Below are 26,081 nucleotides of genomic sequence, written 5' to 3'. Positions count from 1 at the left end.
CCACGTCGGTGCGAGCTCTGTCAGCAGCGGTGGCGGAGACGGCCGCCGCCCCCGGCCGGAGTGGTCCGGTCGGGGGCGGCCAGGGTGGTGCCTGAGAGCGTACGGCCGAGGCGTCAGCCCTGGCCCGTCAGGTCGATGGTGACCGTGCGCTCGGCCGGGGTCTTCCCGGTCAGGGCCGTCTTCATCGCCTGCGCCACGTCGTCCGCGCCGACCTGGTGCTCCTTGCCATCGGCCTTGACCGCCATGATGCCGTCGAAGACGCCGTCCAGCAGGGTGTCGATGGCCTTCTTGTCGTAGACGTCGACCAGTCGGCCGTCGACGGCCTTCATGGACAGGATCTGCGGCAGGGACCGCGCCGGGCCGAACTGGATCTGCTTCGGGCCGGCCTTGACGGTGATCAGGCCGGACATCGCGGGCTCGGCGAACTCCTTCATCGCCCGGGTCAGTTCGGCCTGGGTGATGGTGGGCTCCTTGGTGGCGACGGGCAGTTCGACCACCCGGGCCTGCCCGGTCTGCACCTGGGTGCGGTAGGCGTCGCGGACGGAGATCAGCGACTGGCCGGCGTCCAGCGTCTTGCCGGCCTTGCCCGGCACCGCCACGGCCTTGTTCGGCTCGAACCGGATCGTGCCGTCGTCGGCGGAGCCGGAAGCGCCCGCCAGCTCGGACAGCGCGACGCTGAGCTTCTCCTCGTCGACCGGGATCACCGGGTCGGCGGGACGCTCCCCGCCGAACAGCGAGCCGATCACCGAGACCGGGTTGTAGTCGCTGCCCGCGGCGCCGCGCACGGTCTCCTGGCTGTCCAGGGTCAGCCCGGCCTTCTCCGGGTCGAGCTTCTGCTGCTTGCCGTCGACGGACAGCGTCAGCGGCGCCTGGGCCCGCTCGCCGAGGGCGGCCTCCAGCTTGCCGACCGCCTCCTCCTTCGTGCCGCCGCCGATGTCGACGCCGAGCACCGTGGTGCCCTTGGGGACCTCGGAGTGGTTCAGCAGAAGGCCCGCGCCGTAGGCGATGCCGAGCAGCACGATCGCGACCACGCCGAGCAGGACCAGCTTGGAGCGGCCCTTCTTGGCGGGGGCGGGGGCGGCGGGTCGCGGGGCCGGGCGGGCGGCGGCGGGGCCGGGCGCGGGAACACCCGGGGCGTTGAAGCCCCCGGGCCCGCCCGGACCCCCGGCCGACGGGCCACCGGGACCGGCGGGCCCCTTAGACCCGCCGCCCATCGGACCGCCCGGACGAGCAGCTCCGCCAGGACCACCCGGGCCGCCCGGGAAGGTCGAACGGGGCTCGCTGGGCACCACCGGGATGCCGCTGGTCAGCGTGTCGCCCGAGACATGGCCGCCGGGGCCGGAGTCGGGCCCCGAGGGCTGCGGCGTCAGGATCGCGGTGTCGTCGGACAGCCGGGGCGGTACGCCGCCGGGGGCGCCCGGGACCATCGGGCCGGGGCCGCCGAGGCCGGGGACGCCGTCGAGGTTGGGCGTCAGCGACGACGTGCCGGTGACCGGGCCCGTGGTGGGGCCGTTGGGGCCGGCGGGGCCGGGGGTGCGGACCCCGAGGTCGGGGGTGGCGCGCGGACCGGAGCCGGGGGGCTCGGTGCCGTAGCCGCCCGGGCCGCCGGGGCCCATGCCGCCGGAACCTGAGCCCGGGGTTCCGTGACCCGGGGCCACGGGGCCCGAGCCTGGAGCACGCTGACCGGAAGCGCCCTGGCCGCCGGGGCCACCGGACCCGGGTGCGCCGGGCCCGCCACCGGGCTGCTGGGCGGCGTCCGAGAAGTACGGCAGGTCGGGACGCGACCGCCCCGCACCGCCATCGAGCGCGGCACCGGGAACGCCGGGAGCCCCTGGAGCCCCGGGAGCACCACCTGTACCGGGCGCACCACCGGGAGCCGGGGCGGTCGGGTTCTTGCGCGGGGCGAACCAGTCGCTGCCGCTCTTCGCCTTGGCCTGCTCCTCGGCGGGGGACGGCTCGGCGGACGGGCCGCCGCCTTCCCGCGCCTGGGCCGCGGACCCGCCGGGGCCTCCAACGGCACCGGAGGCCCCGGGAGCACCCGGTGCACCCGGTGATGTGCCGTTGGCCCGGCCCGAGGGCGCGGGCGGGGGCGTGCCGGGGCGCGGAGTGCTGCCGGTGCGCTCGGCGTCGGGGCGGCCCGGGGCGGAGTCGCCCTCGCCCATCGGCGTACGCATCACGACCGGCGGGATGGGACGCGAGCCGGGGATGTTGATCCGGATGCGCGTCGTCAGCGTCGTCTCGGTCTTCGGTTCCTCGGGCCGTGGCGGATCGACGGATTCCGGGGTCTCGTCCGAGCCGTCCTGCGACGGGTGCAGCGACGGATACTGGCGGGATCCGTACGGCGGCGTACCCGACGGGTACGCGGCTCCACCGCGCCCCTGGGGCCCGGAGGACGAACTGTCAGTTTCACGACTCAAAGCAGGTTCTCCCGATTGGCTCCGCCGCCCGTACTTCCCCCATGCCGCAGGCCAGGGGACGGCTCGGCGCGCGCACCACCATACTGGCCGCCGCCGTAGGACACTCCGCGACCGGGGAAAACCTCCACTGCGGCATCACACCTGTGGGGGGCATTCCGGGCGCGGACTTAGCACTTCAGATACCGGACCGGCCGTTGCGGGTGGCTGATTGCGGCACTTTCGAGGTGGTGGCGCACATCACAGCGACGGCTGTCCCGCCGACCATGAAGAGCACCAGGCCGAGTTCGTCGCCGAAGACGTAGTCGCCTTCCGGCCGGCCGGACAGCAGGACGAAGACCGCGACGAACCAGCCGACCGCCGGGGCGAGCGCGCCGATCTGGGTCCCGGTCAGGATCCGGCCGCCGTGGAAGAGGCCCGCCGAGCCCGCCAGGGCGAGGATCAACCCGCCCGGGAACCACGCCGCTTGAACGAGCGTCCCGGCGAGCGCGACGAGGGCCCCGAGGACGGCGAGCCCCAAGTAGGCCGCGATCCGGCCCGGGTTCGGCCGCGCGGCGAAGCCGACGCCCTGGGGGGCCCTGGGCGGGGCGTTGGTGCGGGGGCTGTTGGCGCGCGGCGCTTTGGCGAGCGACGCGCCGGTACGGGGCGCACGGGCGCGGTCGCGGCCCTTGCCCGGGTTCTGGCTCATGCGCCCGCCCCCGGGGCGGAGTCCGCCGCGGAGCCCGCCGCGTGACCCGGCCCCCGGTCCGGCACGGAACCCGGCACGGCATCCCGTACGGAATCCGGCACGGAACCCGGCGAGGAATCCCCTACAGGACGCTCCCCGGCATCCCGCACACCGTCCCCCACTCCCCCCAGCCCCGCGAACAGGTCGTCCTCTCGCACGCCCCCGGCCGTCCCCGGCACTCCCCGCACCAGCTGGTAGTACTCGGTGGTCAACAGGGGCTGTCCCAGGTCGTTGGAGAGGGCGAAGAAGGGCCCGTCCACCGCAACCTGTGTCGCATGGGCGCGCATCGCCGCCGCCTTCGCTCCGGCGTACGCCGATCCGTCGATCTCCGCGGTGATCTCGTCGGCGTCCACCACTCCGGGTACGTCGGCCACGGCGGCGATGCCCGGGAAGACGTCGGGTGCGGTGGTGCGCAGCCGGTCGAAGGCGGCCTCGACCACCGCTCGCTCGACCCGGTTCCAGTAGACCTTGTCGATGGTGTGCGGGTCGCCGGTGCCGTACGCGGGGTCGGCGGCCAGGTCCGCGGCGCGCATCGCGACCCGGTGGGCCTGGATGTGGTCGGGGTGCCCGTAGCCGCCGTGGGGGTCGTAGGTGACCAGGACCTGCGGCCGGACCTCCCGGATCACCTCGACGAGATGCGCGGCCGCCTCGTCCACCGGGGCGGCCCAGAACGCGCCGGGGCGGTCGTTCTGCTCGGCGCCCATCATTCCGGAGTCCCGGAAGCGGCCCGCGCCCCCGAGGAAGCGGTGATCGGTGACGCCGAGCTCCTTCATCGCCCCGGCCAGCTCGCCGACGCGGTGGGGGCCGAGCACGTCGTCCCGGTCGGCGGCGAGATGGGCGAGGGCGGGCGGGATGACCTCGCCCTCCTCGCCGAGCGTGCACGTCACCAGGGTGACGTGGGCACCCTCGGCCGCGTACCTGGCCATGGTCGCGCCGTTGTTGATCGACTCGTCGTCCGGGTGCGCGTGCACCAGCAGCAGACGGCGGGCGGGGAGGTCCTTCATGGGGACCACCCTACGAGCCCGGCGGCCCCCCGTGTCCCCCGCTCCCCGCCGACCGCCTCCCCGGCCGCGCGTGTACGCCGCCGGGCACCGGGTACACGCGACCGGACGGCGGCGGCCACCGTGACGGCCACGACGACGACCAGCGTGACGGTCGAAGACCAGAACCAGAGGATCAGAGCCCGAGGATCAGGACGTGAGGATCAGGACTTGAGGATCAGAACTTGATGCTCCCGATCATCCCGGCCACGTTGGACGTCAGGTCCGAGATGGTCGGCGCGATGGACGAACTCGCGATGTAGAAGCCCAGCAGCACGCAGACCACCGCGTGTCCGCCCTTGAGTCCGGATTTCCGGATCAACAGGAAGACGATGATCGCCAGCAGCACCACCGCCGAAATCGAGAGCGCCACGGCGGTTCACCTCCATCAGTACGGTCGGGACGGGATTCGCGGAGTCAGCAGGTTCCTACCCACCGAGCGCTACGGATCATAACTATCCGTGCCACCGCATTGATCGGGGCACAGCAGCACGAGGGGCGCACGAACCGCCGACCGAGGCTAAGTTCAGAGCCATGACCTCAGAGAAGCTGTCATTTCCCCGCCAGCACGCGCGGACCCAGCGGTTCACTCTCGGCGCACCGCGCGCCTTCACCGTCTCATCGGATGAGACGCGCGTGATCTTCCTGCGCTCCACTTCGGGAACCGACCGGACCAACCGGCTGTGGGTGCTCGACCCGGCCACCGGCGAGGAGCGCCTCGTCGCCGATCCGCAGGCGCTGTTGGGGGGTTCGGAGGAAAAGCTGTCGCCGCAGGAGCAGGCCAGGCGCGAGCGGACCCGTGAGGGGTCCTCCGGCATCGTCTCCTACGCGGTCGACGCGGCGGCGGAGTTGGCGGCGTTCGCCCTGTCGGGGAAGGTGTACGTGGCCGGGTTGCGGGCCGGTACGGCGCGGGCGCTGCCGGTTCCGGGTCCGGTGATCGACCCGCGCCCCTCCCCGGACGGGCGTCTCGTCGCGTACGTCTCCAAGGGCGCGCTGCGGGTCGTGGGCGCGGACGGCGACGGTGACCGGGCGCTGGCCGAGCCGGAGGGCTCCCATGTCACCTACGGCCTGGCGGAGTTCATCGCGGCCGAGGAGATGCAGCGGCTGAGGGGCTTTTGGTGGTCGCCCGATTCGGACCGGCTGCTGGTGGCGCGGGCCGACGAGAGCGCCGTACAGCGGTGGTGGATCGCGGACCCGGCGCACCCGGAACGCAGGCCGGCCGAGGTGGCCTACCCGGCGGCGGGGACGCCCAACGCCGAGGTGCGGCTCTTCGTGCTGGACCTGGAGGGGGGCCGCCGGGAAGTGGTCTGGGACCGGGCGGCGTTCCCGTACCTGGCCCAGGTGCACTGGTCCTCGGCGGGCGCGCCGCTGCTGCTCGTACAGGCCCGTGATCAGCGCAGCCAGCGGTATCTGGCGGTGGACACGGAGACCGGTACGACGCGGACGGTCCATGTGGACGAGGACCCTGCATGGCTGGATCTGTTCGGCGGAGTGCCCGCGTGGGCGCCGGACGGGCGGCTGGTGCGGATCGTGGACGAGGGCGGGGCGCGGGTGCTGGCCGTGGGCGACCGGCCGCTGACCGGGGCGCAGTTGCACATCCGGGCCGTGCTGGACATCGGTGATTCGGACATCCTCGTCTCCGCGGTGGCGGGTGAGGAGGCCGCGGAGCCGGAGATCGGCGAGAGCCATGTGTACCGGGTCAACGAGCTGGGAATCGAGCGGATTTCCGAAGGGGTGGGTGTGCACTCCGCGGTCCGTTCGGGCGACCTGACGGTGCTGGTCTCGGCCACGCCGGACGAGCCCGGGTCGGTCGCCTGGGTGGTGCGGGACGGCAAGCGGCTGGTCCGGATCGCGAGCCACGCCCAGGAGCCGGTGATCTCCGCCCGGGTCACGCTCACCGAGGGGGGCGCACGGCGAATTCCGTGCGCCGTGCTGCTCCCCACGGGCTACCAGGAGTCGGACGGTCCGCTTCCGGTCCTGATGGACCCCTACGGTGGTCCGCACGGCCGCCGGGTGGTCGCCTCCCACAACGCGCATCTGACCTCGCAGTGGTTCGCCGACCAGGGCTTCGCGGTGATCGTGGCGGACGGCCGGGGCGCGCCCGGCCGCTCGCCCGCCTGGGAGAAGGCGGTACTGAACGACCTGGCACTGACCTTGGAGGACCAGGTCGAGGCGCTGCACGGGCTCGCGGACCGGTTCCCGCTCGACCTGTCCCGGGTGGCGATCCGGGGCTGGTCCTTCGGTGGGTACCTGGCGGGACTGGCGGTGCTGCGCCGCCCGGACGTCTTCCACGCGGCGATCGTGGGCGCTCCGGTGACGGACCAGCGGCTGTACGACACGCACTACACCGAGCGCTATCTCGGCGACCCGGCGCAGCAGCCCGAGGTGTACGCGCACAACTCGCTGGTCACCGACGAAGGGCTGTCGGAGGCCGCCGGCCAGGTCCGCCCGATCATGATCGTCCACGGCCTGGCGGACGACAACGTGGTGGTGGCGCACGCCCTGCGCCTGTCCTCGGCCCTGCTGGCCGCCGGCCGCCCCCACGAGGTGCTGCCGCTGAGCGGGGTGACGCACATGACCCCGCAGGAACAGGTGGCGGAGAACCTGCTGCTGTTCCAGGTGGACTTCCTCAAGCGCTCCCTGGGCCTGCCCCGCACCTGAGCCGGCCGCCGGACCCGCGCCGGGGCGCCCGGGGGGACACGGCCAACCGGCCGGAGCGACGAGAAGCCGCTCCGGCCGGTCCACGGCACCCGCACGGCCGTACGCTGTTCAGCATGGGGCGTTCGTATATCGGTGTGGCGACGGTGGAGTTGCCTGCTTGTTAACGCGGCTCCCCGGGCTCCGGAGGCTCACCCAGGTCCGGCGGAGGCGGCTCCGACAGCGGCCCTGGCTCGACGTCCGGCGCGGACAGCGGCCCCGTGTCCGCCCGCCCCAGCGGCTCGGGCGGCGGCTCCTCGCCGTCCCGGGAAGCCCCCGGCTCCTCCACCGGCCGCCCACGCGTCGTCGTCCCCGGCTCCTCCACGTCCGGCCCCGGTCCGCGCCCCGACGCCCCCAGCTCGCCCTCCGGCGGCACCACGCGCTTCTCCTCCGCGAAGTGGCACGCCGAGTCGTGCCGCGCCGGGCTGTCCACCAGGCGGAACTCCGCCGGGACCGCCAGCAGCGGCACCTCCAGTTCGCAGCGTTCCTGAGCCTTCCAGCAGCGGGTGCGGAAGCGGCAGCCGGAAGGGACGTTCGCGGGCGAGGGCACGTCGCCGTGCAGGATGATCCGCTCCCGGTGGGCGCGGGCCTCCGGGTCCGGTACGGGGACGGCGGAGAGCAGCGCCTGCGTGTACGGGTGCGTGGGGTGGTCGTAGATCTCCGCGTCGGAGCCGATCTCCACGATCCGGCCGAGGTACATCACCCCGACCCGGTCCGAGATGTGCCGGACGATGGAGAGGTCGTGGGCGATGAAGACGAAGCTGAGGCTGAACTCCGCCTGGAGCCGGTCCAGCAGGTTGACGACCTGGGCCTGTACGGAGACGTCGAGCGCGGAGACCGGTTCGTCGGCGACGATGATCTCCGGGTTGAGCGCGAGGCCGCGGGCGATGCCGATGCGCTGGCGCTGGCCGCCGGAGAACTGGTGCGGATAGCGGTTGATGTACTCCGGGTTGAGCCCGACGACGTCCAGCAGGTCCTGGACCCGCTGGCGGCGGCTGCCTTTGGGGGCGACCTCGGGGTGGATCTCGTACGGCTCTCCGATGATGTCCCCGACCGTCATCCGCGGGTTCAGCGAGGTGTACGGGTCCTGGAACACCATCTGGATGTTGCGGCGCACCGCCTTCAGCGCCCGCCCGGAGAGCCGGGAGATGTCCTCGCCCTTGTAGCGGATCGTGCCGGCGGTGGGCTGCTCCAGGTGGACGAGCATCCGCGCCACGGTCGACTTGCCGCAGCCGGACTCCCCCACGATGCCGAGCGTCTCGCCCGCGTGGAGGTCGAAGTCGACGCCGTCGACGGCACGGACCGCGCCGACCTGCTTCTTGAACAGGATGCCGCTGGTGAGCGGGTAGTGCTTGGCGAGGTCGCGGACCTCCAGGATCGGGTCGCCGTTCGCGTACGCCGTTCCCTGCCGTGCCTTGGTCAGCAGGGTGGAGGCCGCCTGGCCCTCTTCGCGCGCCGACCTGCGGCCGGAGTGGTCAGCGTGCATCGAGCGTCTCCTCCCAGAAGTGGCAGGCGCTCCGGCGGTGTCCGTCCACCTCGTAGAGCGGCGGCACATCGCTGCGGCACACGTCCTGAGCCATCGGGCAGCGGGGGTTGAACGCGCAACCGGGCGGGATGCGCAGCAGGTTGGGCGGCAGGCCCTTGATCGCGTACAGCTCCTGGCCCTTCTGGTCCAGGCGCGGGATCGACTGGAGCAGGCCCTTGGTGTACGGGTGGGCGGGCGCTTTGTAGATCTCGTGGACGGGGGCGCTCTCGACGATCCGGCCCGCGTACATCACCGCGATCTTGTCCGCCACGTCCGCGACCACGCCGAGGTCGTGGGTGATCAGGATGAGGCCCATGTTCAGCTCGCGCTGGAGTTCCGCGAGCAGGTCCATGACCTGGGCCTGCACGGTCACGTCGAGGGCGGTGGTCGGCTCGTCCGCGATGATCAGGGACGGTCCCAGCGCCATCGCCATGGCGATCATGATGCGCTGGCGCATCCCGCCGGAGAACTGGTGCGGGTAGTCGCCGACCCGCTGTTTGGCGGCGGGGATGCGGACCCGCTCCATCAGCTCGATGGACTTGGCCCTGGCGTCCTTGCGGGACATGCCCCGGTGGACGACGAACATCTCGCCGAGCTGCTGGCCCACGGTGAGGACCGGGTTCAGGGACGACAGCGCGTCCTGGAAGATCATGGCCATCTCCCGGCCGCGGATCTTGCGCCGCTCCTCGGCCTTGAGCTTCAGCAGGTCCTGGCCCTTGAAGAGGATCTCGCCGCCGGTGATCTTCCCGGGCGGCATGTCGAGGATGCCCATGACCGCCTGCGCGGTGACGGACTTGCCGGAGCCGGACTCCCCGAGGACGGCGAGCGTCTCGCCCTCGGCCACCGAGTAGTCGACGCCGTTGACGGCCTTGGCCACCCCGTCGCGGGTGTGGAACTCCACGTGCAGATCGCGCACTTCGAGCAACATGGCAACCGGCTCCTCAGCGCAGCTTGGGGTCGAGGGCGTCGCGCACCGCGTCGCCGAGCATGATGAACGCGAGCACGGTGATCGCCAGCGCCCCGGCCGGCCAGAGCAGCATGTGCGGGGCGTTGCGGATGTAGTTGGAGGCCGCGGAGATGTCGATGCCCCAGGAGACGGCCGGGTCCTTCAGGCCGACCCCGAGGAAGGAGAGGGTCGCCTCCAGCGAGATGTACGTGCCGAGCGCGATGGTCGCCACGACGATGACGGGCGCGATGGCGTTGGGGGTGATGTGGCGCAGCAGCATCCGGGAGTTGGACGCGCCGAGCGCGCGGGCCGCCTGGACGTAGTCGTTCTGCTTGGCGGTGATCACCGAGCCGCGGGCGATGCGGGCGATCTGCGGCCAGCCGAGCAGGACGATGAAGCCGACGACGGGCCAGACGGTGGAGCTGGTGACCACGGAGAGGAAGACCAGGCCGCCGAGGATGACGGGGATGCCGAAGAAGACGTCGGTGAGGCGGGAGAGGATCGAGTCCCACCAGCCGCCGAAGAACCCCGCCAGACCCCCGAGCACGCTGCCGAGGATCGCGACGCCGAGGGTGGCGCAGACGCCGACCGTGACCGAGGTCCGGGTGCCGTAGACGACCCGGGTGTAGACGTCGCGGCCCTGCGGGTCGAAGCCGAAGGGGTGGCCGGGCCGCGAGCCTTTCTGGGCGTCGTCCAGGTTGGCCTGGAGGGGGTCGCCGCTCGCGATGAGCGAGGGCCAGATCGAGATGATCACCAGAAAGAGGATGACCAGCGCGGAGATGATGAAGACCGGGTTGCGCCGCAGGTCGCGCCAGGCGTCCGACCAGAGGCTGCGCGGCTTGCCGGCCGGTCCGGCGCCGTCGGGTCCGTCCGGACTCTTCTCCAGGCTGGCGCCCTCCTCCATGGCGAGGTCCGTGGGGCCGCCGGCTCCCGCCTGGGAGATCGCTTCGTCCGGTGTCTGCGGCTCAGGCATAGCGGATCCTCGGGTCGAGTACGGCGTACAGGAGGTCGACGATCAGGTTGGCCGCCAGGAAGACGAGGACCAGGATCGTCACGAACCCGACGACGGTCTGGGAGTTCTGGCGCAGGATGCCCTGGTAGAGCTGATAGCCGACGCCGTGGATGTTGAAGATCCGTTCGGTGACGATGGCCCCGCCCATCAGGCCCCCCACGTCGGTGCCGATGAAGGTGACGACGGGGATCAGGGAGTTGCGCAGCAGGTGCCGCACGACGACCCGCCGCCGGGGCAGGCCCTTGGCGACCGCGGTGCGTACGTAGTCGGCGCGGGCGTTCTCGGCGATCGAGGTCCGGGCGAGCCGGGTGACGTAGGCGAGCGAGACCGAGGCGAGGACGAGCCCGGGGACGAGCAGCTCGTCGACGGTGGGGTCCGGGGAGACCGAGGGCTTGATGATGCCCCACTTGACGCCCAGCAGGAGCTGGAGCAGCAGGCCGGTGACGAAGGTGGGGACGGCGATGACGATCAGGGTCAGGACGAGCACCGTGGTGTCGACGGGCCGGCCGCGCCGCAGGCCGGTGACGACGCCGAGGCTGATGCCGATGACGATCTCGAAGACGATCGCGACGATGGTGAGCCGGATCGTGATGGGGAAGGCGGTGGCCATCAGCTCGGTGACCTTCTGCCCGTTGAACGCGGTGCCGAAGTCGCCGGTGAAGAGGTTCCCCATGTACGTGAGGTATTGCTGCCACACCGGCTTGTCGAGGCCGAACTCGGAGCGCAACTGGGCGGCGGTGGCCGGGTCGCACTGGCGGTCGCCGCAGAGGCCCGCGATGGGGTCGCCCATCACGTTCACCATGAGGAAGATCAACAGCGTGGTGCCGAAGAAGACGGGGATCATCTGCAGCAGCCGCCGGATCACATAACGTCCCATGAGGGGCTCCGGGGGTCGTGGCGAGCGAGCGGGAGGACGGGCAGGCGGCCGGGCGGGCCGGCGAGCGAGCGGACGGACGGGCAAGCGGGCGAACGGACGGACGGGCGAATGGACCGGGGCCGGGGCGCACTGGGCGCCCCGGCCGGCCGGTCTCAGCGGGTCAGTTGACCGTGATGTCCGTGTAGACCGGCACGCTGAACGGGTTCAGCTCGACGTTGTCGACCCGCTCCGAGTAGCCGGCGCTGCCGTTCTGGTACCAGAGCGGGATGGACGGCATCTGCTCGACGAGCACCTTCTCCGCGTCCTGGAACGTGGTGATGGCCTTCGCCTTGTCGGTCTCCGCGTTCGCCTTGTCCACCAGGTCGTCGAACTTCTCGTCGCTCCACTTGCCGTCGTTGGACGGGGCGTTGGTGTAGTACAGCGGCTGGAGGAAGTTCTGGATCAGCGGGTAGTCCATCTGCCAGCCCGCGCGCCAGGGGCCCTCGAACTTCTGGGTGGACGCCTGGCTGCGGAAGTCCGCGAAGGTGCCGACCGCACGGCCGACGCACGCCTGGTTGTCGCCCATGACGTTGTTGATGCTGTTGCAGACGGCGTCGATCCACTCCTTGTGGGAGCCGGTGTCCGCGTTGTACGAGATCTTCAGCTGACCGCCGGGGATGCCGCCGCCCTCGTCGATCAGCTTCTTGGCCGCGGCCTTGTCGTACGTGCACTCCTTGCCGCACAGCCCCTTCTTGAAGCCGCCGTCGTCGCCGAGGACCGGGGAGGTCCAGTCGGAGGCGGGGGTGCGGGTCTTCTGGAAGATCTGGTCGGTGATCTGCGCCCGGTTGATCGCCATGGAGAGGCCCTGGCGGACCTTGCGGGCGTCGTCGGTGTCCCATTCCTTGTCGTAGAACGGGAAGGAGATGGTCTGGATGATGCCGGCGGGCGTGTTGATGTACCGGTCGCCGAGGTCCTGCTCGACGTTGCGGAGCTGGGAGGCGGGCACGTCGTCGACCAGGTCGAGGTTGCCGGAGGTCAGCGAGGTGTAGGCGGTGTTGTTGTCGGTGAAGACCTTGAGGTCGACGCCGCCGTTCTTCGCCTTGTCGTCGCCCGGGTAGTCGTCCCAGCGCCGCAGGTTCATCGACGAGCCCTTGGCGTACGAGTCGATCGTGTACGGGCCGTTGCCCACGGGCTTGGAGAGCCAGGCGTCGTGGTCGTCGTAGAACGCCTTTGGCAGCGGTACGAAGGCCGAGTAGCCCAGGGTGTCGGGCCACAGCGAGAACTTCTGGCTGAGCTTGGCGGTGAAGGTCAGCTCGTCGACGAGCTTGAGGCCGGAGAGGGTGTCGGCGGAGGCCGAGCCGGACTCGGGGTGGACCTTGTCGTAGCCGTCGATGTACTGGAAGAAGTAGGCGTTCTTCTGGTTGTTCTTCAGCGCCGCGCCGTAGTTCCAGGCGTCGACGAAGGACTTGGCGGTGACCTTCTCGCCGTTGGAGAAGGTCCAGCCGCTCTTCACCTTGACCGTGAAGTTCTGGGCGTCGCTCGACTCGATGGACTCGGCGAGCATGTTCTGCGCCTCGCCGGTCTTGGGGTCGTACCGGACGAGCCCCCGGAAGACCATGTCGAGGACCTTGCCGCCCTGCACCTCGTTGGTGTTCGCGGGCTCCAGCGGGTTCTGCGGGTCGCCCCAGGAGGAGCTGACGATCCCGTCGGCGCCACTGCCACCGCCGCTGTCGCCCCCGCCGCCGCAGGCCGTCGCTACCAGGGCGACGCCCACCGCACATGCGGCCCACCTGGCCCGTGTGGCTCCGCGCATGAAGTGCCTCCTAGAGTCATCGAGTAGCTCAATGCCTCATATCACCCCATACAGCCCCTTACCGCATGTCTGCTTCCGCCGTACGGGGAGGAGCGCGCCGTAGCCGAACGCCTCGGGAACGGGCACGGTCGGCGCCGGACGGAGAAGCGCGAGAACGCACGACCGCCCGGTCACCACGAAGGTGACCGGGCGGTCGTGCGGGGCGACGCGCCGAAGCGTCGTCCGCCTCAGTGCTTCGCGTCCTGCTCCTCCTCCAGCGCGACGAGAGCCGGGTCCATGACCACATCCTGGTCACGGCCCTCCGTAGTCGGCTCCTCCGGGAAGTGACAGGCCGTGAGGTGACCTGCCTTGTTGCCGCCGATCTGGACGAGCGGCGGCTCCTCCGTCGCGCACTTGTCCTGCGCCTTCCAGCAGCGCGTGCGGAAACGGCAGCCGGACGGCGGCATGATCGGCGAGGGCACGTCGCCCTCCAGCCGGATGCGCTCCTTGGCCCCGCTGTCGACGTTCGCCTCGGGCACGGCCGAGAGCAGGGCGTGCGTGTACGGGTGCCGGGGGCGGTTGTAGAGGGAGTCGCGGTCGGCGACCTCCACCACCTTGCCGAGGTACATCACCGCGACGCGCTCGGAGAAGTGCCGGACGATCGCCAGGTCGTGCGCGATGAAGACGAACGCGATGCCCATCTCCCGCTGCACCTTCTGCAGGAGGTTGATCACCTGGGCCTGGATCGAGACGTCGAGGGCCGAGACCGGCTCGTCGGCGATGATCAGCTTCGGCTGGAGCGCGAGGGCCCGGGCGACGCCGATGCGCTGGCGCTGGCCGCCGGAGAACTCGTGCGGGAAGCGGTTGTAGTGCTCGGGGCTGAGGCCCACGAGCTCCAGCAGCTCCCGCACCCGGGCTTCCCGGCCCCCCGGGGGCTTGATGCCGTTGACCTCCATCGGGCTCTTGATGATGGTGCCGACGGTCTGCCGGGGGTTGAGCGAGGAGTACGGGTCCTGGAAGATCATCTGGATCTCGGACCGGATGGGAGCGAGCTCCTTGCGGCCGGCGTGCGTGATGTCCTTGCCGGCGTACGTGATCTTCCCGCCGGTGGGCTCCAGGAGCCGGGTCATCATGCGGCCGGTGGTCGACTTGCCGCAGCCGGACTCGCCCACGAGGCCGAGGCTCTCGCCCTCGTACACCGTCAGGTCGATGCCGTCGACCGCCTTCACCGCGCCGACCTGGCGCTTGAAGGGGAACCCCCCGTAGATCGGGAAGTGCATGGCCATCTTCTCGACGGAGAGCAGCTCGCGGCGCTCGCCGGCCTTCTCCGTGGAGCCCTGCTGATCCGGCAGGGCGACGTTGTTACTCATGTCTGTGCGTCTCCCTAGCCGAGCCGAGGCTTGATCTGGTCGATGAAGATGGACTGCTTCTCCCCCGGGGTGAGGTGGCACGCGGCGGCTCTGCCCTCGGGAAGCAGCGGCTTCTCACCGCTGCACCGCGAGCCCTCGACCCGGTCGGTGAACGCGCACCGCGGGTGGAAGGGGCAGCCCGTCGGCCGGTTGAGGAGGCTCGGCGGCGACCCGGGGATCGGCACGAGCTCCTCGCTGATGTCGCCCCCCAGGCGAGGCATCGAGCTCAGCAGACCCCAGGTGTACGGGTGCTGGGGCGCCCGCAGCACCTCACGGACGCTGCCGCGCTCCACGGCCCGGCCCGCGTACATCACCAGCAGGTCGTCCGCCATGTTGGCGATGACGCCCAGGTCGTGGGTGATGAAGATGATCGCGGAGCCGAACTCCTGCTGGAGGTCCTTGAGCAGGTCCAGGATCTGGGCCTGCACGGTCACGTCGAGCGCGGTGGTCGGCTCGTCGGCGATCAGCAGGTCGGGGTCGCACATCAGGGCCATGGCGATCATGGCGCGCTGGCGCATACCGCCGGAGAACTGGTGCGGGTAGTCGTCGAAGCGCGTCGCGGGCTGCGGGATGCCGACCTTGGTCAGCATCTCGATGGCCCGGGCCTTCGCCTCCTTCTTGGAGGCGCCGGTGTGCTTGCGGAACGGCTCGGAGAGCTGACGGCCCACGGTGTAGTACGGGGACATCGCGGTCAGCGGGTCCTGGAAGATCATCGCGACCTTGTTGCCGCGAAGCCTCTCCATCTCCTTCTCGGAGGACTTCAGGAGGTCCTTGCCCTCCAGCAGGATCTCTCCCTCGACCTGGGAGCTCTGCGGGTTGTGCAGCCCCAGGACGGCGAGGTTGGTCACGGACTTGCCGGAACCCGATTCCCCGACGATGCCGAGCGTCTTGCCGCGTTCGACGTCGAAGGAGAGGCCGTCGACCGCCTTGACGATGCCGTCCTCGGTGGAGAACCGCACCCTCAGGTCGCGCACCGAGAGAAAGCTTTCGGGCCCGGTCGGGGCCGGCTTGTCCTCGGTCTTGGTGAGTGTGGTCACGGTCGTTCTCCTAGGCGAGGCGCACGCGCGGGTCGATGTAGGCGTAGGTGAGGTCCACGACGATGTTCAGGATCAGGATGAAGAAGGCCCCGAACAACATCACCCCCATGGTGAGGGGAAGGTCCTTGGTCAGCGAGGAGTCCACCGCCAGGCGTCCGATGCCCGCGAGGTCGAAGGTGAACTCGGTGACCACGCCGCCCGCGAGCAGTGAGCTGAGGTCCATGCCGAGGATGGTGACGATGGGGGCGAGCGACCCGCGCCAGGCGTAGCGGAAGAAGACGTACCTCGCCGGCATGCCCTTGGCACGGGCGGTACGGACGTGCTCCTCCTGGAGCTGCTCGATCATCGTGGAGCGCGACATACGAGTGTACTGCGCGGTGAAGATGGTCGCCATGACGGCCCAGGGGATCAGCAGGCCGACAGCCCACTTGATCGGGTCGTCCATGAACGGGTAGTACTTGGGATTCTCCAACCAGCCCGTGCTGAAGACGAAGATGGTGAGTACCAGCGGACCGAGGAAGTAGATCTGGAACGAGCTGAGCACCATCGACGCACCGCTGACGGCCTTGTCGATCGCCGTGCCGCGCTTCCAGGCGGCGAGCAGGCCCGAGCCGAGGCCAAGGATCAGGAAGATGATCAGACCGCCGATGGTCAGCGACAGTGTCAGCGGAAAGCGGTCCATGATCGAGTCCCAGACGAACTCGCCACTACTGAAGGACTGCCCCAGGCAGGGAGCCGAGCAGTGCCCCACCGCGAAGTCCCGACCGACGACGATGCCGGACATGAAGTCCCAGAACTGAGTGGTGATCGGCTTGTCCAAGCCGAGATTCTCGCGGATGACCGCAATGTTCTCCGGCGAGCAGTTCTTGCCGCAGGAGAGCTGGGCGAAGTCCTGAGGGATTGTGTAGAACAGGAAGAAGGTGAAGGCGCCGATCAGGAACAAGATGACGACTGCGCCGGTCAACCTGCGGATGAGGAACTGAAGCATCGCGGGAGGCTGCTCTCTTCGGATACGGCGGGTAGTGAGGGGTGAAAGTCCGTGGGGGCGCGCTCCGCCTGGCGCGCGCCCCCACGGATTCAGGCACGGTTCCTGGTTACGGCTTCTTCAGGTACAGGTCGTTGATGTTGATGTAGCTGGAGTTGGTGCTGTAGCGGGCGCCGCCGATGTTCGAGCCGAAGAGCTGGAGCTGCTTCGCGTAGTAGACCGGGGCAGCGGGGTTGATCTCCTCCACGATGCGGTGGTGAGCCTCTTCCCACGTCTTCGCGGCTTCCTCCGGCTCCTGGGTCACGGCCTTCTTGATGAGCTCGTTGACCTTGGCGTCGTTGATGTGCGAGTAGTTCGGCGCACCGTCAGCGATCAGGGTGCCGTCGTAGACGGGGGTGATCACCGTGGAGGGCGACGGCCAGTCCTGGCCCCAGCCGATGGTGTAGAGGTCGAACTTGTTGTCGACCTTGCCGATCTGCTCGTAGAAGCTCGCGGAGTCGATCTCCTTCGACTGGAGGTCGATGCCGATCTTCTTCAGCGCGTCCGCAACGAAGACCTGCTGCTTCTGGCCACGCGGGGTGTTGGCGTAGGCGTAGGTCAGCTTGGTGCCTTCCTTGAAGCCCGCCTCCTTGAGCAGTTCCTTGGCCTTCGCGATGTCACCGTTGGGCTTCTTCTGCTTGCCGAACGGGTCGTAGTTCGGGTCGTAGCCCGGCAGGGTCGGGGCGAGCAGACCGCCGGCCAGCTCACCGCCGTACTTGCCGCCGTCAGCCTGGAGCATGCTCTGGTTCGGGAGCGCGTAGGTGATGGCGTCGCGGACCTTCTTGTCCTTGATGCGGTCCAGGTTGAAGGTCGTCTGCCACACGTAGGGCTGGAAGCCCTTGATCGTGCGCTTGTTGACCGCGGGGTCTCCGACGACGTCCTTGATCTGGGCCGGGTCGACCGAGGTCGTGAACTGGATCGCGTTCTTGGCCTCGCCCTGGTCGGCGATCAGACGCTTCGTCTGGCTGGCCTGCTCGATCGTGGTGGTGAAGTCGTAGCCGTCCACGTACTGGTGGCGAACGGCGTCGGTCTTCGGGTCCCAGTTCTCGTTCTTGGCCAGCTTCATGGACTTGCCGGACTTGTACTCGACCAGCTTGTACGGACCAAGAGCCTTGGGGGCCTTGTCGTACTTCTCCTTCGTGTCCTGCTTCTCGGGCACGATGGCGTAGCCGGCCATGGCCAGGGCCTGCGGGAGGTCCGGCTGCGGCTTGTCGAAGTGGAAGATGACCGTCTTCTTGTCCGGGGTCTCCAGGACGGAGTCCGGCAGGTGCTTGCCCTTGTACGGGCCGTCCGGCAGCGCCTTGCGGTAGTCGGAGCCGGAGAGCCAGGTCTGGAGGAACGACGGACCGTCGAAGATGACCTTGGAGTACAGGCGCTCGACCGAGTGGCGGACGTCGGCGGACGTGATGACGTTGCCGTCCTCGTCCTTGATGCCGTCCTTCAGCGTGTACGTCCAGGTCTTGCCGCCGTCCGAGGACTTGCCGGAGTCGGTGGCTATGTCACCGACGACCGTCAGGTTGCCCTCAGCGTCCTCCTGGTAGTTCGTCAGCTTGCGGTGGATCAGGTTCGAGAACTGACCGGCGTCGCTGACGTAGATCTGGCCCGGGTCCAGGTGGGTCAGGTCCGCCTGCAGGTAGACGTTCATGGTGCCACCAGGGGTGGCGCCCTTCACCTCTTTGGCAGGACCGGTGGAAGCGGCCGCGTCACCGTACTCGACGGGCTTCGACTGTTTGGCGGCGTCTTCCTTGGTCTTGGACTGGTCCTTGGTGTTGCCACCGTCGTTGGAGGAGCAGCCGGTGAGCACCAGCGAACCCGCCGCGAGGGCGACGACCGCTGCGCGCGCGGAACGCGTTCTGATGGACTTCATGAGACTCGTGTACCTGCCTGTCGGTTGATATCCAGAGATGCTGCCTGACCAGCCGGTTGCCCGGCGCGGGGGCGGCAGCCGTCCCCGCACGTGGACGCTATCGTCCGGTCTTGGGGTCGAACGCGTCGCGGACCGAGTCGCCGAGAAGGTTGAAGGCCAGGACGAAGGTCACCAGCGCGACGCCGGTGAAGAGCAGGAACGACGGATTCTGTTCGTAGTTCCCACGAGCAGCAAGGGCGAACATCCGGCCCCAGTCCGGTGTCGGCTCGACGAACCCGACACCGACATAGGAGAGGAAGGCGATGGAGAGAATGGCGCTGGGAAGCATGTAGGTGCCCTGCACCAGGATCGGCGTCACGATGTTCGGCAGGATCTCCTTGCGGACGATCCGCCACCGTGAAGCGCCGGACACCTTCGCGGCCTCCACGAACTCCCGGTCACGCAGAGAAAGCACGGAACTGCGTACGAGACGCGCCATGCCCATCCAGCCGAGGAACCACATCACCAGGATGATCGCGGTGGCGCGCAGATAGGTGGGTGTCTCGTCCGAGGGCGAGACGAAGAGCGCCACGACGACCGGCATGAAGGCGATGAAGAACAGCTGGCTGGGGAAGGCGAGGAAGAAGTCGGTGACGCGGCCGAGCCAGTAGTCGACTTTACCGCCGAAGTACCCGCTGACCATGCCGATGAGGACACCGGTGACGACGCTCAGCACGGTCAGCACGACCGCCATGTACAGCGAGGTGCGCATGCCGTAGAGCAGCATGGTGAACACATCGCGTCCCATGTCGGGTTCGACGCCGAACCAGAAGTCCCCGGATACACCGCCGAAGCCGGCGGGCATACCGAAGTCGTCCAGCAGGAAGGGATAGTCCGGCTCCTGCGCGTAGAGCGTGTACGGGTTCTTGCCGTAGAGCGACGCGATCACCGGGGCGAGCGCGGAGACGACGAAGAAGAAGATCACCACGCCCGCCGAGACCATGCCGGTGCGGTCGCGCTTGAAGCGCATCCACATCAGCTGCCCCGGAGACCGGCCGATGGGTGCCTTCACGTCCGGGGCGGTGGTCTCCGCCGCGGGCTTCTTGTCCAAGGCGACAGAGGCCGTGGCGTCCTCGGCCTCAATTGGACTGGTCATGATGTGTCCATTCACAGATGTCGGGTACCGACGCTCCACATCGGGTAGGCGACGGTCGAGTTCACTTCACTCGGTGCGTCGCGCCTGACGCACGGCGATCCCGTGCCACGGAGCGCCCTGAGGGACGGTCGCGGGGCATGGCCGCCGCCTGATGGAGATCACCTCAGAGCGGAGCAGCCGGAAGGAGCGCCGACGGGAGTGGGTTTCACTACCGGGAACGCGAGTTGAGCGGTTTGGACGGGCCGAGAATCGTCAGCCGAAGCTGACGGCGGGGCCGGGCGATACTCGATGAACGAAACCGGCCTGGCACATCGTCCAGGACGTCGCGCCCCCACAGGTGCTCAGAGCACCACGCATGGGTTCCTCCTCGTGAGTCCACGTAAACAGTTCTGGTACCTGTCGTCCGTCGACACCCCTGCAGACGGAAAGAGCGGTACCCCGTGCGCTCGTGAGCCGGCACTCCCCACAGTGCGTGACCCATTGACCCGAGCTCAATGGAGCCAACTATTAAGTACGGCCGGGCTGTAAACCACACTCATAGGGTCTCGTTTTGACAACATCAATCGTGCGCGTAGACCCGAAATACGGACAAAGGGATACCAGACAGACACGGCCGAAACGGACCGTTAACACATGTTCCGGAGAGCGATGCCCGATAGTCGGACGTTCCGCCATTGAAATCGGGTTGCGTTTCGACGCCCCACGCTCAACGCTTTCGCCCGAGGCGCGTACGCACTCCGAACGCCTCGGAACGCCTTCGAGCGCCTCGGACCGCCGGCGCGACGTCCCGCCGGGCCGTGCGGGCCGACCGACAGGGCGCGCGGGCGGGTGAGGCCCCGGAAGGCCCGGCGGCGCTTCCCCGGCGGCCTTCAGCCGGCCTCGGGGGCATCGCAGGCCCCTGGTTCCCGGTGGGCGTGCCCCGCCCCCGTCCACCGGCGAACAGCGGTGACGCCCGCGACCCGCCCGCACCGCCGGTACGCGGCACGGGCGGGTCGATTATTTTCCCAACGACCTGTGCGGGAAAGTCTTTTGAGGAAAACTTGAGGCGCCGTCAGGGATGTGGGGCGGACCGGATCAGCAGTAGCTCTTCTTCGCGGCCGCCGCGAGGGTGCCCGCAGGGACGTTGGCCTTGCAGCGCACGCCCTGCGCCGACGCGGCGGACGCGGGCGCCACCACGGCCGCCGACATCGCGGCGCCGGCCAACGCCACTGCCAGGATCTTCTTCATGACCCACCCCTTGCTTCCGCGAATAGTCATGCCTCGCGGCCCGTCCCCCACCTCACCGATCGGCGCGGCTGCGTCACATCCTGAGTCCAGCAGGCGTGTGCTGGAGGCGAGTTGAGGAACATCTGAGGATCAAGCGCACGCGAGAACACAACGAGCAACTGGAGCAAGAGGCTCCGCATAGTGTTCCCGCCTGCACATGTCCCCGTACTTCACCGGACGCAAAAAGGCCCGGCCCCCTCCGTGCTGCCGATGGAGGGGGCCGGGCCTGCCGTCCGCGAGGCGCCGCGTCACCGATCGATGCGGGACCGTGGCGGGGCGCTCAGGTGCGTGCGTACGGTGATGCGGGTCAGCGCTTGGCGCGGGACGCGGCGCGGCCGCGCTCCTTCGCGTCCAGGACGACCTTGCGGATGCGCACGGTCGCCGGGGTCACCTCGATGCACTCGTCCTCGCGGCAGAACTCCAGGGACTGCTCCAGCGAGAGCTTGCGGGCCGGGACCACGTTCTCCGTGGTGTCCGCGGAGGCCGCACGCATGTTGGTGAGCTTCTTCTCCTTGGTGATGTTCACGTCCATGTCGTCGGCGCGCGAGTTCTCGCCGACGATCATGCCCTCGTACACCTCGGTGCCGGCCTCGGTGAAGATGACACCGCGCTCCTGGAGGTTGACCATCGCGAACGGCGTGACCGAACCCGAACGGTCCGCGACCAGCGAGCCGTTGTGGCGGGTGCGCAGCTCGCCGAACCACGGCTCGTGGCCCTCGAAGATGGAGTGCGCGATGCCCGTGCCGCGGGTCTGCGTCAGGAACTCCGTACGGAATCCGATGAGGCCGCGGGAAGGAACGATCCACTCCATGCGGACCCAGCCCGAACCGTGGTTCGTCATGGTCTCCATGCGGCCCTTGCGGGTCGCCATGAGCTGCGTGATCGCGCCGAGGTGCTCCTCGGGGGAGTCGATCGTCATGCGCTCGATCGGCTCGTGCGTCTTGCCGTCGATCTGCTTGGTGACGACCTCGGGCTTGCCCACGGTCAGCTCGAAGCCCTCGCGGCGCATCTGCTCGACCAGGATGGCGAGCGCGAGCTCACCACGGCCCTGGACCTCCCAGGCGTCGGGGCGCTCGGTGTCCAGGACGCGGAGCGAGACGTTGCCGATCAGCTCGCGGTCCAGGCGGTCCTTCACCTGGCGGGCGGTGACCTTGTGGCCCTTGCCGCCCTTGCCGACGAGCGGCGAGGTGTTGGTGCCGATGGTCATCGAGATGGCCGGCTCGTCGACCGTGATCAGCGGCAGCGCGATCGGGTTCTCGGGGTCGGCCAGGGTCTCGCCGATCATGATGTCCGGGAAACCGGCGACGGCACAGATGTCACCCGGGCCCGCCACCTCGGCCGGCTTGCGGGTGAGCGCCTCGGTCATCATCAGCTCGGTGATGCGGACGTTGGACATGGTGCCGTCGCGCTTGATCCAGGTGACGGTCTGGCCCTTGCGCAGCTCGCCCTGCTCGACGCGGCAGAGCGCGATACGGCCGAGGAAGTTGTCGGCGTCCAGGTTGGTGACGTGGGCCTGGAGCGGCGCGTCCTCGTCGAACTCCGGGGCGGGGACGTGCGAGAGGATCGTGGAGAAGAACGGCTCCAGGTTGTCGCTGTCCTGCGGGACGGTGCCGTCCTCGGGCTTGGTCAGCGAGGCGACGCCGTCACGGGCGCAGGCGTAGACGATCGGGAACTCGATCTGGTCCTCGTCCGCGTCGAGGTCCAGGAACAGGTCGTACGTCTCGTCGACGACCTCGGCGATCCGGGAGTCGGGGCGGTCGGTCTTGTTGATGCACAGGATGACCGGCATCTTCGCGGCCAGCGCCTTGCGCAGCACGAAGCGGGTCTGGGGCAGCGGACCCTCGGAGGCGTCGACGAGCAGCACGACCGCGTCCACCATCGACAGGCCGCGCTCGACCTCGCCGCCGAAGTCGGCGTGACCGGGGGTGTCGATGATGTTGATCGTGATCGGGTCCCCGCCGTCCTTGGGGTGATACTTCACCGCCGTGTTCTTGGCGAGGATCGTGATGCCCTTCTCACGCTCCAGGTCGTTCGAGTCCATCATGCGATCGTCGAGGTGCTCGGCGGCGTGGGCGGCGAACGCTCCGGCCTGCTTGAGCATGGCGTCGACCAGCGTGGTCTTGCCGTGGTCGACGTGGGCGACGATGGCTACGTTACGGATGTCGTGGCGCGTGGGCATGGGTGGCTTGCGCTTCTCTCGGATCGTGGGATCAGGCGTCTCAGTCGGTCTTCGAGTCCTCGTACGCCCGCCGGGCGGCACGCCACGGCTCGTCCCATGGTACGGGCCCTGCGCGTGCGGGGCTTCCCGGGCCGAACCGCAGAGGCGGTCTTCCGGTGTGATTCAGCCGATATTCAGCCGCTGTCAAGGAACAGTCCGAGCCACGAAGAGGGCCAGGAGAAGAGCCCGGGGGCAGGCCGGATGCGAGCGCGTACGGGCGCAGCCGCGAGTGACGAGCGCGGGGGGTGCGGGGGTGTGGGAGGCGTGGAGGGTGTGACGGGGAGGAGAGACGAACGGCCCGGGTCAGGGCAGGGACCACCTTGCCCGCCGCGGCGGCGACGGGCAAGGTTCTTGAGCAGCTTCTGAGCTTGGTCAGGCCGTTGACCTGCTAATTCTTCTGGTTCGCGGCGGAACCGGCCGCCTGCCGCTCCGTGAACCCGATGTCCTGGTAGCGAGGGGCGGCGAAGCCGAAGGCTCCGACGTTCGCGAGCTTCTTGTCCACCGCGACGAGCTGCGGGCGCTGGAAGAGCGGAATCGATCCGGCGGCGGCCCAGATCCGGGCGTCCGCCTGCTTGATCAGCTCCCGTCCGGCCTTCTCGTCGAGTTCCGCGACGGCCTGGTCGAAGAGCTGGTCGATGTGGTCCGTGCCGACCCGGGTGTAGTTCTGCTCGACGAGGAGCGATCCGTCGGTGGCCGGCTCCGGCTTGGCGTAGATCGGGCGGCCGTCCGTGGCGGGGTAGGCGGTGGCGGGCCAGGAGTAGAGGGCCAGGTCGTAGTCGCCGGAGGCGACGTGGTCCTTGAAGTAGCTCTCGTCGGAGACCTTGGTGATCTCCGTACCGATCCCGATCTTCTCCAGCATCACCGCGATCCGGTCGCCCACGGCGCGCAGCGACTGCGAGCCGGGCCCGGAGGGGAGCACGAAGCGCAGGGTCAGCGTCTTGCCGTCCTTGCCCAGCGGCCCGTTGACCGACGCGGGGGCGGGGGCGGCGGTGCCCACGGGGGCGTACGCACCGGCCGCGCCGCCGGGCTGCTTGTCCTGGGCCGCGAGCCGCGAGGGTACGCCGGCGGCGTCGCCGTCCTCCCGGAGCGCGCCGGCCTGACGGAGCACCGCGAGGCTCTGGACGGCGGCCGTGTGAGCGGGGGCGAGGGCGTGGGAGGAGGCGGCGGCGGAGTCGGTGCCCCGGAGGGGGGCCGCGCCCGGCTTGTTGTCCTCGCCGACGATGTAGAGGCCCTCGGCGCGGGAGGCGGCGGAGTCGGGGGCGGAGTCGGACCGGGAGCCGGAACCGGCGGCGGAGTCGGCCTTCTTGTCGTTCTTCTCGTCCGCCTCCTCTTCTTCCTTCTCTTCCTTCTCTTCCTTCTCTTCCTTCTCTTCCGTGTCGGCCTTCTCGCTCTTCTCGGTCTTCTCGCTCTTCGTCTCGCCCGCGTCCTTCTTCTCCGACTTCTCCTCGCCCTCTTCCTCTTCCTTCTTCTTCTCCGCCTCGCTGCCCGCCTTCGTGTCCTTGGGCAGCTCGGCCGCGCCGCCCCGGGTCCAGCCGGCGTCCGCCAGCAGGGCCTGGGCCTCCTTGGTGTTCTGGTCTCCGAGCGCCCCGCTGCCGTCCTTGTACCCGGGCTGTCCGGCGAGGGCCAAGTGGCTGCCGAGCGGCTTCGCCGGGAGCCCGAGCGGCTTGAGCACGGCCTCGGCCAGCTCCTGCCGGTCCAGGGCGCGGGCCACCGCCCGGCGCACCCGGTCGTCCGCGAGCGGGCCGGACTCGCCGTTCAGGGCGAGCTGGGTGTAGGCGGGCTCCAGGGACTTGCGTACGGCGTAACTGCGCAGGGCCTTCTGCTCGGCCCCGTACGCGACGACGGCCTTGCGGTTCTTCTCGCGGGCGGCCTGGGCGATCTCCGCCTGTTCCTCGTCGGAGCCGTGGGCCAGCGCCCAGGAGCGCAGGGCGGCGGCGGGCGTGAGGTCGGAGCCGGGGCCGTGGGTGAGCGGCTGTCCGTTGCCGCCCCGGTCGCGGGCGGCGAGGGCGATGCGGTCGGCGGTGGCCGGGTCGACGTCCGTGACGTGGACGGTCCCGTCCGCGAGGGCCTTGGTGCGGTCCTTGGGGGCGACAGCCCGGAAGACGAGGCCCTCCAGCTTGGCCTTCTCGCCCCACCAGCGGGGGTCGCGGGCGAGGGTGACGGTGCCCTTGGCCTTGCTCACGCTCTTCAGCCGGAAGGGGCCCGCGGTGTTCTTCAGGGCGGTGCGCGCCCCGTCGTTGAAGGCGTCCGGCGAGCCGGTGACCTCCTTCGGGTAGAGCGGCGAGAACAGCGAGCGCCAGTCCGCGTACGGCTTGGCGAACGTGACCCTGACCTGGAGGTCGTCCGCGCCGCGCTCGATCTTCTCGATGCGCTCGTAACCGGCGTTGCGGGCGGTCCAGAAGGCCGAGTCCTTCCCGCTGAGCGCCCGCCACTGGGCGACGAAGTCGGGGGCCCCGATCTCGCGGCCGTCGCTCCAGACCGCCTGTTGGTTGATCTTGTAGAGCACGACCTGCTTCGGCTCGCGCTCGATGATCTTCGCGGACTCCAGGTAGTCCGGGTTGAGCTTCGGCTGCCCGGCCGCGTCCATCGGGAAGAGCGTGGGCAGCAGAGCCCCGGTGATCTTGGTGGTGGCACTGTCGGCGTCGGCCTGGAAGGCGTTGAAGGTGGCGGGCAGCGCGTCGATCGCCCAGTTCACCGTCGACCCGTCCGCGACCCTGTCGCGGGTGGCGGCGGCGATGTCCTGCGGGACCCCCCTGGAGGTCTCCTCGGTGCCCGAGCTGCACCCTGCGAGCACCGGGATCGTGAGCACCCCCGTCGTGAGGAGCGCGAGCGAGCGGCGCTTTCGTACCGTCCCGCGCGGGACGCCGACGTGGGACATGGCTGATACCTCCGGGGCCGGCCCGGACCACCCCATACCGGAATGGACCGGATAGTGCTTATTTGGTGGCATTTGCAGTTGATCACACTGGTTCCTGCCACCCACTGAAAGCGTCCCTTCGCGCGAGGGGACGCCGACACGGCGGGCCGAGGCCCCAACCTCACCCGCCCGGAGGAACGTTTTCTCACTCCGGGCCTCCGGCCGCGCTCCCCCGAGCCGCCCCGATCTCACCCACCCC

At 69.6% G+C, this 26,081-nt stretch carries 18 protein-coding genes; 1 reads left to right on the top strand and 17 read right to left on the bottom strand.

Annotation, left to right across the window (positions count from 1 at the left end):
• Nucleotides 1-113: 113 nt before the first annotated feature.
• The 4 genes from ACLJPL_RS24745 to ACLJPL_RS24730 form a co-directional block, all read right to left on the bottom strand.
• Nucleotides 114-2,417, bottom strand: a complete 2,304-nt coding sequence (locus ACLJPL_RS24745) for a hypothetical protein (RefSeq protein ID WP_411083121.1) — start codon at nt 2,415-2,417, stop codon at nt 114-116.
• Nucleotides 2,418-2,592: 175 nt separating this feature from the next.
• Nucleotides 2,593-3,102, bottom strand: coding sequence for a DUF6113 family protein (locus ACLJPL_RS24740; protein ID WP_411083120.1), 510 nt, complete (start codon nt 3,100-3,102; stop codon nt 2,593-2,595).
• Nucleotides 3,099-4,145, bottom strand: a complete 1,047-nt coding sequence (gene mshB, locus ACLJPL_RS24735) for an N-acetyl-1-D-myo-inositol-2-amino-2-deoxy-alpha-D-glucopyranoside deacetylase (RefSeq protein WP_411083119.1) — start codon at nt 4,143-4,145, stop codon at nt 3,099-3,101. Before mshB ends, ACLJPL_RS24740 begins: the two co-directional genes overlap by 4 nt.
• A 214-nt stretch (nt 4,146-4,359) precedes the next feature.
• Nucleotides 4,360-4,554 (bottom strand): hypothetical protein, encoded by a 195-nt coding sequence (locus ACLJPL_RS24730; protein WP_411083118.1) that lies wholly within the window; start codon nt 4,552-4,554, stop codon nt 4,360-4,362.
• A gap of 161 nt (nt 4,555-4,715) precedes the next feature.
• On the opposite strand from ACLJPL_RS24730, the gene ACLJPL_RS24725 reads away from it, so the two are divergent.
• Nucleotides 4,716-6,842, top strand: a complete 2,127-nt coding sequence (locus ACLJPL_RS24725) for a prolyl oligopeptidase family serine peptidase (RefSeq protein WP_411083117.1) — start codon at nt 4,716-4,718, stop codon at nt 6,840-6,842.
• A gap of 160 nt (nt 6,843-7,002) precedes the next feature.
• Here the strand turns inward: ACLJPL_RS24725 and ACLJPL_RS24720 are convergent, their stop codons facing one another.
• The 13 genes from ACLJPL_RS24720 to ACLJPL_RS24660 all read right to left on the bottom strand — a co-directional run bounded on the left by ACLJPL_RS24720 (nt 7,003) and on the right by ACLJPL_RS24660 (nt 25,843).
• Nucleotides 7,003-8,364, bottom strand: a complete 1,362-nt coding sequence (locus ACLJPL_RS24720; protein WP_411083116.1) for an ABC transporter ATP-binding protein — start codon at nt 8,362-8,364, stop codon at nt 7,003-7,005.
• On the bottom strand, nt 8,354-9,331 hold the full coding sequence (locus tag ACLJPL_RS24715; RefSeq protein WP_411083115.1) for an ABC transporter ATP-binding protein: 978 nt from the start codon (nt 9,329-9,331) through the stop codon (nt 8,354-8,356). Before ACLJPL_RS24715 ends, ACLJPL_RS24720 begins: the two co-directional genes overlap by 11 nt.
• A gap of 13 nt (nt 9,332-9,344) precedes the next feature.
• Nucleotides 9,345-10,322: an ABC transporter permease gene (locus ACLJPL_RS24710; RefSeq protein WP_411083114.1), complete on the bottom strand. Its 978-nt coding sequence runs from the start codon at nt 10,320-10,322 to the stop codon at nt 9,345-9,347.
• On the bottom strand, nt 10,315-11,238 hold the full coding sequence (locus tag ACLJPL_RS24705) for an ABC transporter permease (protein ID WP_411083113.1): 924 nt from the start codon (nt 11,236-11,238) through the stop codon (nt 10,315-10,317). Before ACLJPL_RS24705 ends, ACLJPL_RS24710 begins: the two co-directional genes overlap by 8 nt.
• 160 nt (nt 11,239-11,398) lie before the next feature.
• Complete coding sequence (locus ACLJPL_RS24700; RefSeq protein ID WP_411083112.1) at nt 11,399-13,030, bottom strand: ABC transporter substrate-binding protein; 1,632 nt, start codon at nt 13,028-13,030, stop codon at nt 11,399-11,401.
• Between the two features lie 227 nt (nt 13,031-13,257).
• On the bottom strand, nt 13,258-14,379 hold the full coding sequence (locus tag ACLJPL_RS24695) for an ABC transporter ATP-binding protein (RefSeq protein ID WP_411083111.1): 1,122 nt from the start codon (nt 14,377-14,379) through the stop codon (nt 13,258-13,260).
• Between the two features lie 14 nt (nt 14,380-14,393).
• Nucleotides 14,394-15,455 carry an ABC transporter ATP-binding protein gene (locus ACLJPL_RS24690; protein WP_411083110.1) on the bottom strand — a complete coding sequence of 354 codons (1,062 nt, stop codon included), beginning with the start codon at nt 15,453-15,455 and terminating at the stop codon, nt 14,394-14,396.
• Between the two features lie 10 nt (nt 15,456-15,465).
• Nucleotides 15,466-16,443: an ABC transporter permease gene (locus tag ACLJPL_RS24685; protein WP_411083109.1), complete on the bottom strand. Its 978-nt coding sequence runs from the start codon at nt 16,441-16,443 to the stop codon at nt 15,466-15,468.
• A gap of 106 nt (nt 16,444-16,549) precedes the next feature.
• Complete coding sequence (locus tag ACLJPL_RS24680; RefSeq protein WP_411083108.1) at nt 16,550-18,346, bottom strand: ABC transporter substrate-binding protein; 1,797 nt, start codon at nt 18,344-18,346, stop codon at nt 16,550-16,552.
• 97 nt (nt 18,347-18,443) lie between these two features.
• Complete coding sequence (locus tag ACLJPL_RS24675) at nt 18,444-19,481, bottom strand: ABC transporter permease (RefSeq protein WP_411083107.1); 1,038 nt, start codon at nt 19,479-19,481, stop codon at nt 18,444-18,446.
• A 1,074-nt stretch (nt 19,482-20,555) separates the two neighbouring features.
• Nucleotides 20,556-20,708, bottom strand: a complete 153-nt coding sequence (locus ACLJPL_RS24670) for a hypothetical protein (protein WP_411083106.1) — start codon at nt 20,706-20,708, stop codon at nt 20,556-20,558.
• Nucleotides 20,709-21,054: 346 nt separating this feature from the next.
• A complete protein-coding gene (gene typA, locus ACLJPL_RS24665; RefSeq protein WP_411083105.1) occupies nt 21,055-22,926 on the bottom strand; it encodes a translational GTPase TypA in 1,872 nt (623 codons plus the stop codon).
• 427 nt (nt 22,927-23,353) lie between these two features.
• Nucleotides 23,354-25,843: an ABC transporter family substrate-binding protein gene (locus ACLJPL_RS24660; protein WP_411083104.1), complete on the bottom strand. Its 2,490-nt coding sequence runs from the start codon at nt 25,841-25,843 to the stop codon at nt 23,354-23,356.
• Nucleotides 25,844-26,081 lie beyond the last annotated feature (238 nt).

The sequence above is a fragment of the Streptomyces sp. cmx-18-6 genome (assembly GCF_046548915.1).
Classification (GTDB): Bacteria; Actinomycetota; Actinomycetes; order Streptomycetales; family Streptomycetaceae; genus Streptomyces.
Note: the sequence above shows the minus strand (reverse complement) of the source record. Positions and strands in the feature narration are given on the sequence as shown.